The sequence below is a fragment of the Stenotrophomonas sp. YJH_SMC_119 genome (genome assembly GCF_059368315.1).
The window spans coordinates 95,339-108,367 of record NZ_JCAFRP010000006.1 but is presented as its reverse complement, the minus strand read 5'-3'; the positions used below and the strand labels follow the sequence as shown (position 1 = coordinate 108,367).

The following is a 13,029-nucleotide window of genomic DNA, read 5'->3' as shown; positions in this document are numbered from 1 at the left end:
CCGCCTCGCGGCGGGGTCAAAATACAGCACGGTGTTTCCAGGGAGTTTCAGTGCCCACCACCGGCGGCTGCACCCGCACCTGCGCCGAATGGCGGCTTGGCCAGCCACAGGAACGTGATGATCGCCAGGAAGATCCAGCCCAGCAGGAAGAAGATGTCGTTGAAGCCCATCTGCGATGCCTGGTGGTTGATCATGTTGTTCAGTACCGCTGCGCCGTGCTGCAGGTCGCCCTGCCCCATCGCCGCCACTTGGTCCTGCATGCCCGGCTGATAGGCCGAGATATGCTCGGTCAGGTCGGCATGGTGCACCTGGGTGCGCCGCGCCCACAGCCACGTCGTCAGCGACGCCGCGAAACTGCCACCCAGCGTACGCAGGAACGTGGCCAGGCCGGAGCCCGCCGCGATCTCGCGTCCATCCAGGTCCGACAGCAGGATCTGCAGCACCGGCATGAAGAACAGCGCGACGCCGATGCCCATGATCAGCTGTACGCCGGCCACGTGCATGTAGTCCACCTGCAGGTTGAAGTTCGATCGCAGGAAGCTGGTCATCGACAACACGATGAACGCGACCGTGGCCAGCATGCGCATATCGAAGCGCGACGCATACTTGCCCACGAACGGGGTCATGATCACCGGCAGGATGCCGATCGGCGCCGTCGCCAGGCCCGCCCAGATCGCGGTGTAGCCCATGTCACGCTGCAGCCACTGCGGGATCAGCAGCGCCACGCTGAAGAACGCTGCGTAGGCCACCACCATCGCCAGCGTACCGGCGCGGAAGTTGCGGTGCCGGAACAGCTTCAGGTCAACGATCGGATCCTTGTCGGTCAGCTCCCAGATCAGGAACACCGTCAGTGTCACCACCGCCACGCAGGCCAGCACCACGATCTTCATCGACGAGAACCAGTCCTCGTCGTTGCCCAGGTCGAGGACCAGCTGAAGCGCACCGACGCCGATCACCAGGGTGACCAGGCCGACGTAGTCCATCTTCGGCTTCTCGATCTGCTCCGGGCGCCCCTTCAGCTGGTTGCCCACCACCAGCGCGGCGAAGATGCCCAGCGGCACGTTGATCAGGAAGATCCACTCCCAGCTGTAGTTGTCGGTGATCCAGCCACCGAGGATCGGGCCACAGATCGGCGCAACCACCGTGATCATCGCCAGCAGTGCCAATGCCTGCCCGCGTTTCTCGCGCGGATAGATCGAGACCAGCAGCGACTGCGTGATCGGGTACATCGGGCCGGCCACGAAACCCTGCAGCGCACGCGACAGCACCAGCATGCCCATGCTCTGCGCCAGGCCGCACAGCAGCGAGGTGATGACAAAGGCCAGCGTGGCCCAGACGAACAGCTTGCGTTCGCCGAAACGGCGGCTGAGCCAGCCGGTCAGCGGCAGCGCGATGGCCGTGCTGACCGCGAACGAGGTGATGACCCAGGTCGCCTGCTGCGAACTGGCGCCGAGATTGCCGGCGATGGTCGGCAGCGAGACGTTGGCGATGGTGGTGTCGAGCACCTGCATGAACGAGGCCATCGCCAGGCCCACGGTGCACAGTGCGACGCTGGGCGGCAGGAACCCGGAGGCCGCACCCGGCGCCGCCGGTGCGCCCGGAGCGCCGGGCGCGGCTGGAGCTTGTGCGGACATGGCGACCTCAGCCCACCTTCGCCTGCTGCTGCGGCAGGTTGCCCTGGATGATCGTGTGGATCACCTCGTCGGCATCATGCAGCTGCTTGGCATACACGTCGGTGTCGAACACCGTGCCCTTGGCCGGAGTGCTCGGCAGCACTTCGCCCTTCTGGTCGCGCAGGCTCACTTCAGCCTTCATCGACAGGCCGATGCGCAGCGGGTGTTCGGCCAGCTGCTTGGCATCGATGGCGATGCGCACCGGCACGCGCTGCACGATCTTGATCCAGTTGCCGCTGGCGTTCTGCGCCGGCAGCAGCGAGAACGCGGAGCCGGTGCCCAGGCCAAGGCTCTGGATGCGGCCCTTGTACTTCACGTCACCGGCGTACAGGTCCGACTTCAGTTCCACTTCCTGGCCCAGGCGCATGTGGCGCAGCTGGGTTTCCTTGAAGTTGGCCTCGACCCACATCTGCTCGGTCGGCACCACGGCCATCAGGGCATTGCCCGGCTGCACGCGCTGGCCGACCTGCACCGAACGCCGGGCGACGTAGCCGGTGACCGGCGCGACGATGCCGGCGCGGGCGTTGTTGAGGAAGGCCTGGCGCAGCTGCGCGGCAGCCGCCTGCACGTCCGGCTGGGTGGCGATCACGGTGTCGTCGACCAGCGCGCGGTTGCGCTCGACGGTCTCGCGCGAGCCGGCCACGGCCGCTTCGGCGGCAGCCAGCTCGTCACGGGCGTGGGCCAGTTCTTCGTTGGAAATGGCGCCGGTGGCGGCCAGGTCCTTGCGGCGGGCGAAGTCTTCGCGCACGCGCTTCAGGGTCACCTGGCGGGCGTTCAAGTCCGCTTGGGCGCCTTCCACGCTGCGGTACAGACCGCGGGTCTGGCGCACCGTCTTGGCCAGGTTGGCTTCGGCCTGCTGCAGTGCCACCGCGGTGTCGGACGGGTCCAGCTGCACCAGCAGCTGGCCGCGCTCCACGCGCATGCCGTCATCGGCGTTGATGGCGACCACGGTACCGGCCACCAGCGGGGTGATCTGCACCTGGTTGCCCTGCACGTAGGCATCGTCGGTCTCTTCGAACCAACGGCCGAACATGAAGTACCACAGCGCCAGTGCGGCAAGCAGCAGCACGACGATCACGAACAGGCCGCGCAGCAGGTTGCCGCGGCGGTTGGGGGCGGCCGGGGCCGCGGTGTCTTGGGTCTGGCTCATGGCGGGCGTCTTCAGGAATGCGAGGAATCGGAATGGGAGGCGATCGGTGCGCGGTCGGCGTCAGCGGGCTGGAAACCACCGCCCAGCGCCTTGCTCAGGCGCACCGAGGACTGCACCTGCTGCGACTGCAGGCCGGCCAGCTGCTGCTGCGACTGCAGCAGGGTGGACTGCGCGGTCAGCACGTCCAGGTAGCTGCCGATGCCGGCGCGGTAACGCTGCTGGGCCAGGTCGAAGGCCGAGCGTGCGGTATCCACCGCCTGCTGCTGCGAGTGCGCCTGCTGCGCCAGCGAGCGCACCGCGTTGACCTGGTCGGCGACGTCGCGCAGTGCGTCGAGCACGGTCTGGTTGTAGTTGGCCACCGCCAGGTCGTACTGCGCATCGGTGTTGGCCAGGTTGGCGCGCAGCTTGCCACCTTCGAAGATCGGCAGGCTCAGCGCCGGGCCGATGTAGGCGAAGGTGGAGCTGCTCTTCAGCAGGTCACCCACGTTCGGGGCGACCACGCCGGCCAGCGCGGTCAGGTTGAAGCTCGGGTAGAACCTGGTCTTGGCAACCTTGATCTGCTTGTCGGCCGCTTCAACGCGCCAGCGTGCGGCAACGATGTCGGGGCGACGGCCCAGCAGTTCGCTGGGCAGCACGCCCGGCAGCTGCAGCGCCACCGGGTTCAGCGGCTGCGGGCGCTGGATCGACAGGCCACGGTCCGGGCCCTTGCCGACCAGCGCGGCCAGTGCGGTGCGGGCCGCGTCGATCCGCTGCTGTGCGGCCTGCACCTGCTGCTGCGCGGCCGGTACGCGGGCCTCGGCCTGGCGCACCTGCAGATCGCTGTCGATGCCGGCGCGGCGGCGCTGGCGGGTCAGTTCCAGCGACTTCTGCGAGCGGGCCAGTTCTTCTTCGGCCACATCATTGAGCTGCCACGCATAGGCGAGGTCGGCGTAGGCCTGGGTGATGCCGGTGGACAGGTTCAGGCGTGCCGCCTGCGCCTCGACGGTGGCCGCATGCGCGCCATCCACGGCGGCTTCCCAGGCGGCGCGCTTGCCGCCCCACAGGTCCACGCCATAGCTGAAGTCGAAGGCGACCTGGCTGCTGCCGGCGTAATGGCCACCGATCTCGCTGCCTGCCATCGACTCAGGCAGGCGCAGCCCGGTATAGCCACCGGACACCGACAGGCTGGGCAGCTCATCGGCACGTGCGGTGCCGACCTGGGCCTGGGCCTGGCGCAGGCGCGCGTCGGCGGCGTCCAGGCTCGGGTGGCCGGCCAGGCCCTCGGCGACCAGCGCGTCCAGCTGCGCATCGCCCAGCGCCTTCCACCAGTCCTGCGCCGGGAAGCCGGTGGCGCTGAGGTCGGTGTCGGCCAGGGTGCGTTCGCTGTGCAGACTGTCCACGTCAAGCACGTGGCCCTGCGGGTTGAGGCCACGACTGCTGGCGCAGGCGGCCAGGGCCAGGGCCAGCGCTGACACCAGCAGCGCGCGCCCGGACCGGCGGAGAGTGGAATGCGGGATCGGGTTCATGGGGTCGTCAGGGAATCGCGGATTCGGGTAAGGAGGGACAGCAGCAGCGTGCGCTCGTCGGCGGAAAGATCACGCAGGGCGTAATCCATCACCGCGTCGCCACGCAGCTTCAACCGCGCCCACAATGCGCGGCCTTCATCGGTCAGCACGATCTGCAGCGCACGCCGGTCCTGCGCATGCGGTTCGCGGCGGACGCAGCCCAGTGCCTCGAGCTTGTCCAGCAGGCGGGTGACTGCGCTGGGTACCTGGTCGATGGCCTGGGCCAGTTCGTTGGCCGTGCACGGGGCCATGTGCGAGAGCACCTTCAACCCGATGTAGTGGGTGAAGCCGATACCCAGGTCTTCTTCAGCCATGGATGCGTCGAGTTGACGGACCAGGCCGTCGCGCACCTGGCGCAGCAGCAGCCCGAAGCTGGGGGGAGTGGTTGCAGGACAGATCATGGGGGAGCATTCTCTTCCAAAAAAAATATTTCTCAATGGAAATATTCGATCTGGCATCGAATGCTGTGTTGCAGCAGTGGGCTGGATCAATGAAGGCGCCTACCTTAATGATCTGGTCAGGTGGCCCGGTAGTACAATTCAGCCAATGGATGACACATTTCAGCCAGCGGACATGATGAACAAGGCAGAAATTCCCGCTCCCAAGCGCCTGCTCAGGGACGACGCACTGGATTGGTTCGAGCGCAACGATGGCCCACCGGTGGTCGCTTTCCGCTTTGACAGCCCGCAGGGGCTGGTCCGGGAGGTGGACTGGCACCACCACCAGCGCGCCCAGCTGATCTGTGTCGAGCGTGGCCTGCTGACCACCCGCACCTCGCACGGGACGTGGTCGCTGGCGCCGGGCTCGGCCGGCTGGATGCCGCCGCTGGAGCCGCATACGGTGACCCTGGATGGTCCGCTGCGCGGCTGGGGCATGGCGCTGGCCGCGCCGGCCTGCGCCACCCTGCCCGCCGATCCCTGCGTACTGGGCCTGTCCAAGCTGGCGCAGGCGCTGGCCGACCGCATCTGCGAATGGCCGCTGGGCTATGACACCACGCCCGAGCGCCAGCACATCATCGAGGTGCTGCTGGACGAGATCCGCACCGCGCCGCGCCAGCGCATGCACCTGCCGATGCCGCACGACCGGCGCCTGCTGAAGATCGCCTCGCAGCTGCTGGCCGACCCGTCCGACGAGCGCAGCCTGGCCGAATGGGCGCATTGGGCCGGCCTGTCGCCGCGCAGCCTGACCCGTCACTTCCGCGACGAGACCACGCTCAGCTTCGCCCAGTGGCGGCAACAGGCCCGCCTGTCCGAAGCCCTGCGCCAGCTGACCGATGGTCGCAGCGTGGCCGACATCGCCCATGCACTGGGCTTCAGCAGCGCCAGTGCCTTCGTCACCGTGTTCCGCCGCCACTTCGGGCTGCCACCGGGGCGCTATCTGGCGCGGGCCGGGCATGGCCTCGAAACCGGGCTGGACCCTGCACGTGGCTTGGCATCCCCCGCCGCATCCGGATAATCACAGGATTGCGAGCGGCGACCGCCGTCGCCGCCTCCCGACATAGGTAACAACGCCGCATGACCGAACTTGCCCGCCCCGTGTTCCACGGATTCGAACAACTGCCGCTGCGCGAGTACGCCGAACGCGCCTACCTCGACTACTCGATGTACGTGGTCCTGGACCGCGCCCTGCCGTTCATCGGCGACGGCCTGAAGCCGGTGCAGCGCCGCATCATCTATTCGATGAGCGAGCTGGGCCTGAATGCTGCGTCCAAGCCGAAGAAGTCCGCGCGCACCGTCGGTGACGTCATCGGTAAGTACCACCCGCACGGCGACAGCGCGTGCTACGAGGCGCTGGTGCTGATGGCGCAGCCGTTCTCGTACCGCTACCCGCTGATCGAGGGCCAGGGCAACTTCGGCTCCAGCGATGACCCGAAGTCGTTCGCGGCGATGCGTTACACCGAATCCAAGCTGACCCCGATCGCCGAAGTACTGCTGGGCGAACTGGGCCAGGGCACCACCGACTGGGCACCGAACTTCGACGGCACCCTGCAGGAACCGACCTGGATGCCAGCGCGGCTGCCGCACCTGCTGCTGAACGGCACCACCGGCATCGCCGTGGGCATGGCCACCGACGTGCCGCCGCACAATCTCAACGAGATCGTCAGCGCACTGCTGCACCTGCTGGACAACCCCGATGCGACCGTGCGCGACCTGTGCGAGCACGTGCAGGGCCCGGACTACCCGTCCAGCGCCGAGATCATCACCGCCGCCAACGATCTGCGGAACATCTACGAGACCGGCAACGGCAGCGTGCGTGCGCGTGCGACCTTCGACAAGGAAGCCAACAACATCGTGGTGACGGCGCTGCCGTTCCAGGTGTCGCCGTCGAAGGTGATCGAGCAGATCGCCGCGCAGATGCGCGCCAAGAAGCTGCCGTGGCTGGAAGACATCCGCGACGAATCCGACCACGCCAACCCGGTGCGCGTGGTGCTGGTGCCACGTTCCAACCGCGTCGACGCCGACCAGCTGATGGGCCACCTGTTCGCGACCACGGACCTGGAGCGCAGCTACCGCGTCAACCTCAACGTGATCGGGCTGGACGGCCGTCCGCAGGTGAAGAACCTGAAGATGCTGCTCAGCGAATGGCTGACCTTCCGCAGCAACACCGTCACCCGCCGCCTGCAGCACCGCCTGCAGAAGGTCGAGCGCCGCCTGCACCTGCTGGAAGGCCTGCTGGTCGCCTTCCTCAACCTGGACGAGGTGATCCACATCATCCGTACCGAGGACGAACCGAAGGCGGCGCTGATCGCGCGCTTCGGCCTGTCCGAGGAACAGGCCGAGTACATCCTGGAAACCAAGCTGAAGCAGCTGGCCCGCCTGGAGGAGATGAAGATCCGCGGCGAGCAGGACGAGCTGGCCAAGGAACGCGAGAAGATCCTCGGCATCCTCGACAGCAAGGCCAAGCTGAAGAAGCTGATCCGCGACGAACTGACGGCCGACGCCAAGAAGTTCGGCGACGCGCGCCGTTCGCCGCTGGTGCAGCGCCAGGCCGCGCAGGCCATCGACGAGACCGAGCTGGTGCCGAGCGAGCCGATGACCGTGGTGCTGTCGGAAAAGGGCTGGATCCGTGCCGCCAAGGGCCATGACGTCGATGCGTCCGCCCTCTCCTACCGCGACGGTGATGCCCTGCAGGGCGCGGTGCGTGCGCGCAGCACCCAGCAGGTCGCGTTCCTCGACAGCGAGGGCCGCGCCTACTCGACGCCGGTGCACACCCTGCCCTCCGCGCGTGGCAACGGTGAGCCGCTGACCGGCCGCTTCTCGCCGGCAGCGGGTACCAGCTTCGTGACCCTGGCCAGTGCCGAGCCGGATGCCCGCTTCGTGCTGGCCTCCAGCCATGGCTACGGCTTCGTCACCCGCTTCGAGAACCTGATCGGCCGCAACAAGGCCGGCAAGGCGATGCTGAACCTGTCGTCCGGCTCGTCGGTGCTCACCCCGTCGATGGTCGCCAACGTGGCCACCGACCGCATCGTGGCGGTGACCAGTTCCGGCAACCTGCTGGCGATCGCCGCCAACGACCTGCCGGAACTGGACAAGGGCAAGGGCAACAAGATCATCGAGATCCCGAAGGCCAAGCTCGCCACTGAACGCGTGGTCGCCATCGTGGCGATCAGCCCGGGGCAGACCCTGCAGGTGCGCAGCGGCCAGCGCACGATGGGGCTGAAGTTCAACGAGCTCGACGCCTACCTCGGCGCCCGCGCCACCCGCGGCCACCTGCTGCCGCGCGGCTGGCAGAAGGTGGAAGGGCTGTCGGTGGAATAAGGGCTGGGCCCTGCCCCTGGCGGGTGTCAACCTTGGTTGAGGTGGGTGTCAACCTTGGTTGACACGCATTACCCCCGGCAAACGCCAACCTCGGTTGGCGTTTTCGATCCCAATGGGGTCAGAGCCGTTTTCGCTGAAAACGGATCCGACCCCGGACACGAAAAAGCCGGGGAATTCCCCGGCTTTTTCGTTGTCGGCTGGCGGGCGGTGGAGCGGCTGGCTGGCGAAGGCTGGCTGGCGGTGCTCCGGTGCTGGCGGGCGACATTGCTTTGTGCGCCTGGTAGAGCCGACCGCTGGTCGGCTGCCTTTTGCTCCTGGTAGAGCCGACTGTCAGTCGGCTGCTCCTTTGCTCCTGGTAGAGCCGACTGTTAGTCGGCTGCTCTGCCGAAAGGCAGCCGACTAACAGTCGGCTCTACCGGGTTGGCTCTACCGGGTCGGCTCTACCGAAAAGAGCGACGTCGGCTCAGTGCGCCGGGGCGCCGTTGCCGTCGATCTTGCTCAGCTGGTACAGCTCCAGGCCGATGCGCTTGATCAGGCCCAGCTGCTGCTCCAGCCACCAGGCGTGGTCTTCCTCGGTGTCCTTCAGCTGCGCCAACAGGATGTCGCGGCTCACGTAGTCACCCTTCTCCTCGCACAGCTTCATGCCGGCGGCGAGATTGTTCCGAACCGCGTATTCAGTGTCGAGATCCTTCTGCAGCATCTCTTCCACGGTCTTGCCCGGCTCGGTGGCATGCGGGCGCATGTCCGGGTCGCCGCCCAGGAACAGGATCCGGCGCAGCAGCGCATCGGCGTGCTGGGTTTCCTCTTCCATCTCGTGGTTCAGGCGTTCGTACAGCGCGAACAGGCCCTGGTCCTCGTAGCGGCGGGAATGGATGAAGTACTGGTCGCGGGCAGCAAGCTCGCCGCGCAGCAGTTCCTTCAGGCAGGCGATGACGTCCGGGTTGCCTTTCATGGGGGGCTCCTGTGAATCGATGCGGCATAGGGTGCCGCATTTCAAAATACGGTGATCTAATCGGAATCAGTCGCAGTTGCGCCTGCGGCTACAATCGGCCCACGAGTTCGGAAAGGACGTGCGATGCGACGTACATGGCGTTGGGTGCTGGGCGTGTTGGTCGCCATCGTGCTGGTCACCGCACTGGTCCTGTGGCTGCTGCTGCTGCGCGGCAGCCTGGCCGACCTGGACGGCAAGCATGCGCTGCCCGGCCTGGCCAGGCCGGTCACCATCGAGCGCGATGCGCTGGGCGTGGTCACCATCACCGCCACCAGCCAGGCCGACGCGATGCGCGCATTGGGCCGCGTGCATGCGCAGGAACGCTATTTCGAGATGGACCTGATGCGCCGCAGCGCGGCCGGCGAACTGTCCGCACTGTTTGGCCCGAAAGCGATCGATGCCGACAAGCGCATGCGCGTGCATCGGCTGCGCGCGCGCACCGAGGCGAACATGCAGGCTGCGCTGGGCGACAACGTCGACGCCGTGAGCGCCTATGTCGGTGGGGTCAATGAGGGCCTGGCCGGCCTCTCCGTGCGGCCATGGGCCTACCTGCTGCTGCGGCAGTCGCCGCAACCGTGGCAGGCCAGCGACAGCGTGCTGACCGGGCTGGCCATGTACGCCGACCTGCAGGACCCCGGCAACCAGACCGAGCTTGCACTGAGCCGCATCCGCGCAGTGGTGCCGCCGGCGCTGTACGCATTGATCGCCCACGACGGCACCGAATGGGATGCGCCGCTGTTCGGCGAACCCACCGGCAACGCTGCCCTGCCCGATGCCAGCCAGCTGGATCTGCGCACATTGCACGCGAAACCGGGCACCGAGCAGGAAGAGGCCGATGTCATCGGCAGCAACAACTTCGCCGTGGCCGGCGCGCTCACCGCCGACGGTCGCGCGATCGTCGCCGACGACATGCATCTCGGCCTGCGCGCGCCGGGTCTGTGGTTCCGCGTGCGCCTGCGCTACCCCGACCCGCAGGCCGCGAGCGGACAGGTTGACGTCACCGGCTTCTCACTGCCCGGCCTGCCAGCGGTGATCGTCGGCAGCAACGGCCACGTCGCCTGGGGCTTCACCAACAGTTACATAGACACCGCCGATTACCGCACTGAACCAGCCAACGCCGCAGTGACCGTGCATGAAGAGCGGATTGCGGTGGCCGGCCAGGCCGACGTGCTGTTCCCGGTGCGCGAAACCGACTGGGGGCCGATCCTGCACACGCATGCCGATGGCAGCGGCGACGCGCTGCGCTGGGTCGCCCACCTGCCCGGCGCGGTGCGCCTGGACTTCGGTGACCTGGCCCGCGCCGGTGACCTGGACAGTGCCCTGCAATTCGCCGACCACGCCGGCATCCCCGCACAGAACCTGGTGGTCGGCGACCGCAGCGGACGCATCGCCTGGCGCCTGATCGGCGCCCGCCCCGACCGCGGTCCGGGCTGTGCACCGGCCGGCTTCACCGCCGCCAACAACCAGGACTGCGCCCCCTGGCCGATCCGCAGCGACGCCTCGCCGGCATTGATCGACCCACCGAACCATCGCCTGTGGACCGCCAACGGCCGCGTCCTCGACGGCGAGGCACTGGCCAATGTCGGCAACGGTGGTTATGACCTTGGCGCCCGCGCGCGGCAGATCCGCGATCTGCTCGCCATCCAGGACCGTTTCGACGAGCACGACCTGCTGGCGATCCAGCTCGACGATCGCGCGGTGTTCCTGCAGCGCTGGTGGGCCCTGCTGCACGACGTCATCGAGCGCAGTGACGACCCTGCACTGAAGCGTTTGAGGGAAGTCAGCCATCAATGGGGCGGTCGTGCCGCGGCCAGTTCGGTCAGCTACCGGGTAGTACGTGAATTCCGCACCCAGGTGATGGAGACGTTGTCCGATGCACTGCTGGCACCGGCCCATGCGCAGCTGGGTGATGACTACCTCGACCCGCGACTGGCGCAGCTGGAAGGCGTGGCCTGGCCGATGCTGCAACAGCGTCCGGCCCATCTGCTGCCACCGGCCTTCGACAGCTGGGATGCGCTGCTGATCGACGCGGCACGCCGTACCGAGAGCGAGCTGGCCAAGCAGGGACCGCTGTCCAAGCGCACCTGGGGCGAACGCAACACTGCGGCGATCTGCCACCCCATCGCACGGGCGCTGCCGGGCATCGCCAAGCGCTGGCTGTGCATGCCCGCCGACCAGCTGCCCGGCGACCGTGACATGCCACGCGTGCAGACGCCGAACTTCGGTGCTTCCGAGCGCATGGTGGTCTCGCCCGGCCACGAGGCCGACGGCATCGTGCACATGCCGGGCGGCCAGAGCGGCCATCCACTGTCACCCTACTGGGGCGCCGGCCACGAGGACTGGGTGCATGGACGGCCGACGCCCTTCCTGCCTGGCAAGGCACAGCACGTGATGACACTGGTGCCGGCGCGGTAGTGCCGGCCGCTGGCCGGCAACCTCTTGCTGCTGAGCACACCTGCGTGGATGCCGGCCAGCGGCCGGCACCACCGTTCAACGCTCAAGCCCTGCGACGCTCGATCAGGTTCAGCAGCGGCCCGGTCATCGCCGTGGTCACCAGCGCCATGACCACCAGCACCGCGAACAGGCGGTCGCCGAGCAGGCCCAGCTCGTAACCCAGGTTGAGCACGATCAGCTCCATCAGGCCACGGGTGTTCATCAACGCGCCCAACCGCCACGCCTCGCGCGTGGGCATGCCGGCACTGCGTGCAGCACTGAAGGTGCCCAGCAGCTTGCCGGCCGTAGCCACCACGATCACCACCCCGCACAACACGATGTCGCTGGCCTGCAGCGAATCGGCACGCATGCGCAGGCCGGTCATGGCGAAGAACAACGGCAGCAGCAGGGTCACCGCAAACGGTTCGACGCGGGCCATCAACAGGTCGCGCAGCTGCACGTTGGACGATACCGCGACGCCCGCAGCGAAGGCACCGAACAGCGCGTGGATGCCCAGCATTTCGGTGATCAGGGCACTACCCAACGACAGCAGCAGGATGCCGAGCAGCCAGCGCCCCTCACGGCCCGGCGCGATCTGCTGGCGGGCAAACCACGGCTTCACCAGCCCCAGCATCAGCGCCACGAAGGCGACCACGCACAGCAGGTTGAGGCTGGCCGGCAGCCATCCACTGGCCTGTGCAGCCGCCACGATCAGTGCCAGCAGGCACCATGCGGTGGCATCGCCCAATGCCGCGCAGGCGATGGCGGTCTGCCCCAGCGACGTCTGCGCGATGCCGCGGTCGGCAAGGATGCGCAGCAGCACCGGGAACGCGGTGATGCTCATCGAGATGCCGACGAAAAGTGCGAAGGCAGTGAAGCCCACGCCCTGCGGGCCGTGCTGCGGATACAGCCAGATCGCCAACGCGACGCCGAGCACGAACGGCACCGCGATGCCGGCATGGCTGACCGTGAAGGCGAAACGCCGGCGGCCGCGCAGTGCTGCCAGGTCCAGCTCGGCACCGGCCACCAGCAGGAACATCAGCACGCCCAGCTGGCTGAGCATGCCCAGCGGCCCCAACGAGCTGGCCGGGAACAACGCACCATGCAACTGCGGCAGCAGGCTGCCGAGCACCAGCGGGCCCATCATCAGGCCGGCCGCCATCTCGCCAATCACCGCCGGTTGTCCAAAGCGCTTGAGCAGCGCACCGGCGCCCTTGGCTACCAGCAGCAGCACCAGCAGCTGCAGCAGGAACAGGCCCAGCGGAGACGCCAGATGCTGCGCCCAGCTGCCTTCGGCAGCAACCGTGGCACGGGCGACCATCTCGGGGGCCGCCGGCCCGGCATACCGCGCCAGCAGCACCCCGGCCAGCAACGGCACCCCGGCCCACGCCAGATAACGCCATCCCCATTTCGTGGGCGGCGCGTTGCCGCCTGCCTGTACGTCCATGAACATTCCCCAATGCGCAGGGGGCGATCATAC

General features: G+C 67.7%; 9 protein-coding genes. 3 read left to right on the top strand and 6 right to left on the bottom strand.

All coding sequences use genetic code 11. The annotated features are described in order from the left end of the window. Positions 1-47: 47 nt before the first annotated feature. From emrB to emrR, 4 genes are read right to left on the bottom strand one after another with little or no spacing between them, the layout of a single operon-like run. Positions 48-1,634: a multidrug efflux MFS transporter permease subunit EmrB gene (gene emrB / locus AC5P6S_RS11155; RefSeq protein ID WP_032966542.1), complete on the bottom strand. Its 1,587-nt coding sequence runs from the start codon at positions 1,632-1,634 to the stop codon at positions 48-50. Between the two features lie 7 nt (positions 1,635-1,641). Continuing rightward, positions 1,642-2,823 (bottom strand): multidrug efflux MFS transporter periplasmic adaptor subunit EmrA, encoded by a 1,182-nt coding sequence (gene emrA / locus AC5P6S_RS11150; RefSeq protein WP_005408768.1) that lies wholly within the window; start codon positions 2,821-2,823, stop codon positions 1,642-1,644. Between the two features lie 11 nt (positions 2,824-2,834). Continuing rightward, entirely contained in the window at positions 2,835-4,328 is a 1,494-nt protein-coding gene (emrC, locus tag AC5P6S_RS11145) for a multidrug efflux transporter outer membrane subunit EmrC (RefSeq protein ID WP_065183058.1), read from the bottom strand. Continuing rightward, the gene (gene emrR / locus AC5P6S_RS11140) at positions 4,325-4,768 is read right to left on the bottom strand and encodes a multidrug efflux system transcriptional regulator EmrR (protein ID WP_005408766.1); all 444 of its coding nucleotides are present in this window, start codon (positions 4,766-4,768) and stop codon (positions 4,325-4,327) included. The genes emrC and emrR overlap by 4 nt, the downstream gene beginning before the upstream one ends. Before the next feature lie 172 nt (positions 4,769-4,940). Between emrR and AC5P6S_RS11135 the strand changes: the two genes are divergently transcribed. Both AC5P6S_RS11135 and parC read left to right on the top strand, forming a co-directional pair. Continuing rightward, positions 4,941-5,822, top strand: coding sequence for a helix-turn-helix domain-containing protein (locus AC5P6S_RS11135; RefSeq protein ID WP_005408765.1), 882 nt, complete (start codon positions 4,941-4,943; stop codon positions 5,820-5,822). A 59-nt stretch (positions 5,823-5,881) separates the two neighbouring features. Continuing rightward, a complete protein-coding gene (gene parC, locus AC5P6S_RS11130) occupies positions 5,882-8,125 on the top strand; it encodes a DNA topoisomerase IV subunit A (RefSeq protein WP_495204616.1) in 2,244 nt (747 codons plus the stop codon). Positions 8,126-8,588: 463 nt separating this feature from the next. Here the strand turns inward: parC and bfr are convergent, their stop codons facing one another. Beyond that, positions 8,589-9,077 (bottom strand): bacterioferritin, encoded by a 489-nt coding sequence (bfr, locus tag AC5P6S_RS11125; protein ID WP_005408763.1) that lies wholly within the window; start codon positions 9,075-9,077, stop codon positions 8,589-8,591. Positions 9,078-9,200: 123 nt separating this feature from the next. Here bfr and AC5P6S_RS11120 point away from each other — a divergent pair, with 123 nt between their 5' ends. Further along, a complete protein-coding gene (locus AC5P6S_RS11120) occupies positions 9,201-11,531 on the top strand; it encodes a penicillin acylase family protein (RefSeq protein ID WP_495204615.1) in 2,331 nt (776 codons plus the stop codon). A gap of 82 nt (positions 11,532-11,613) precedes the next feature. Here the strand turns inward: AC5P6S_RS11120 and AC5P6S_RS11115 are convergent, their stop codons facing one another. Continuing rightward, a complete protein-coding gene (locus tag AC5P6S_RS11115; protein WP_495204614.1) occupies positions 11,614-13,002 on the bottom strand; it encodes a cation:proton antiporter domain-containing protein in 1,389 nt (462 codons plus the stop codon). Between the last annotated feature and the right edge of the window lie 27 nt (positions 13,003-13,029).

What these genes read in the sequence shown, in the direction of transcription:
- AC5P6S_RS11115 (WP_495204614.1), bottom strand. Translation starts at nt 13,002, where the DNA reads ATGTTCATGGACGTACAGGCAGGCGGCAACGCGCCGCCCACGAAATGG.
- emrR (WP_005408766.1), bottom strand. Translation starts at nt 4,768, where the DNA reads ATGATCTGTCCTGCAACCACTCCCCCCAGCTTCGGGCTGCTGCTGCGC.
- emrB (WP_032966542.1), bottom strand. Translation starts at nt 1,634, where the DNA reads ATGTCCGCACAAGCTCCAGCCGCGCCCGGCGCTCCGGGCGCACCGGCG.
- parC (WP_495204616.1), top strand. Translation starts at nt 5,882, where the DNA reads ATGACCGAACTTGCCCGCCCCGTGTTCCACGGATTCGAACAACTGCCG.
- AC5P6S_RS11120 (WP_495204615.1), top strand. Translation starts at nt 9,201, where the DNA reads ATGCGACGTACATGGCGTTGGGTGCTGGGCGTGTTGGTCGCCATCGTG.
- bfr (WP_005408763.1), bottom strand. Translation starts at nt 9,077, where the DNA reads ATGAAAGGCAACCCGGACGTCATCGCCTGCCTGAAGGAACTGCTGCGC.
- AC5P6S_RS11135 (WP_005408765.1), top strand. Translation starts at nt 4,941, where the DNA reads ATGATGAACAAGGCAGAAATTCCCGCTCCCAAGCGCCTGCTCAGGGAC.
- emrA (WP_005408768.1), bottom strand. Translation starts at nt 2,823, where the DNA reads ATGAGCCAGACCCAAGACACCGCGGCCCCGGCCGCCCCCAACCGCCGC.
- emrC (WP_065183058.1), bottom strand. Translation starts at nt 4,328, where the DNA reads ATGAACCCGATCCCGCATTCCACTCTCCGCCGGTCCGGGCGCGCGCTG.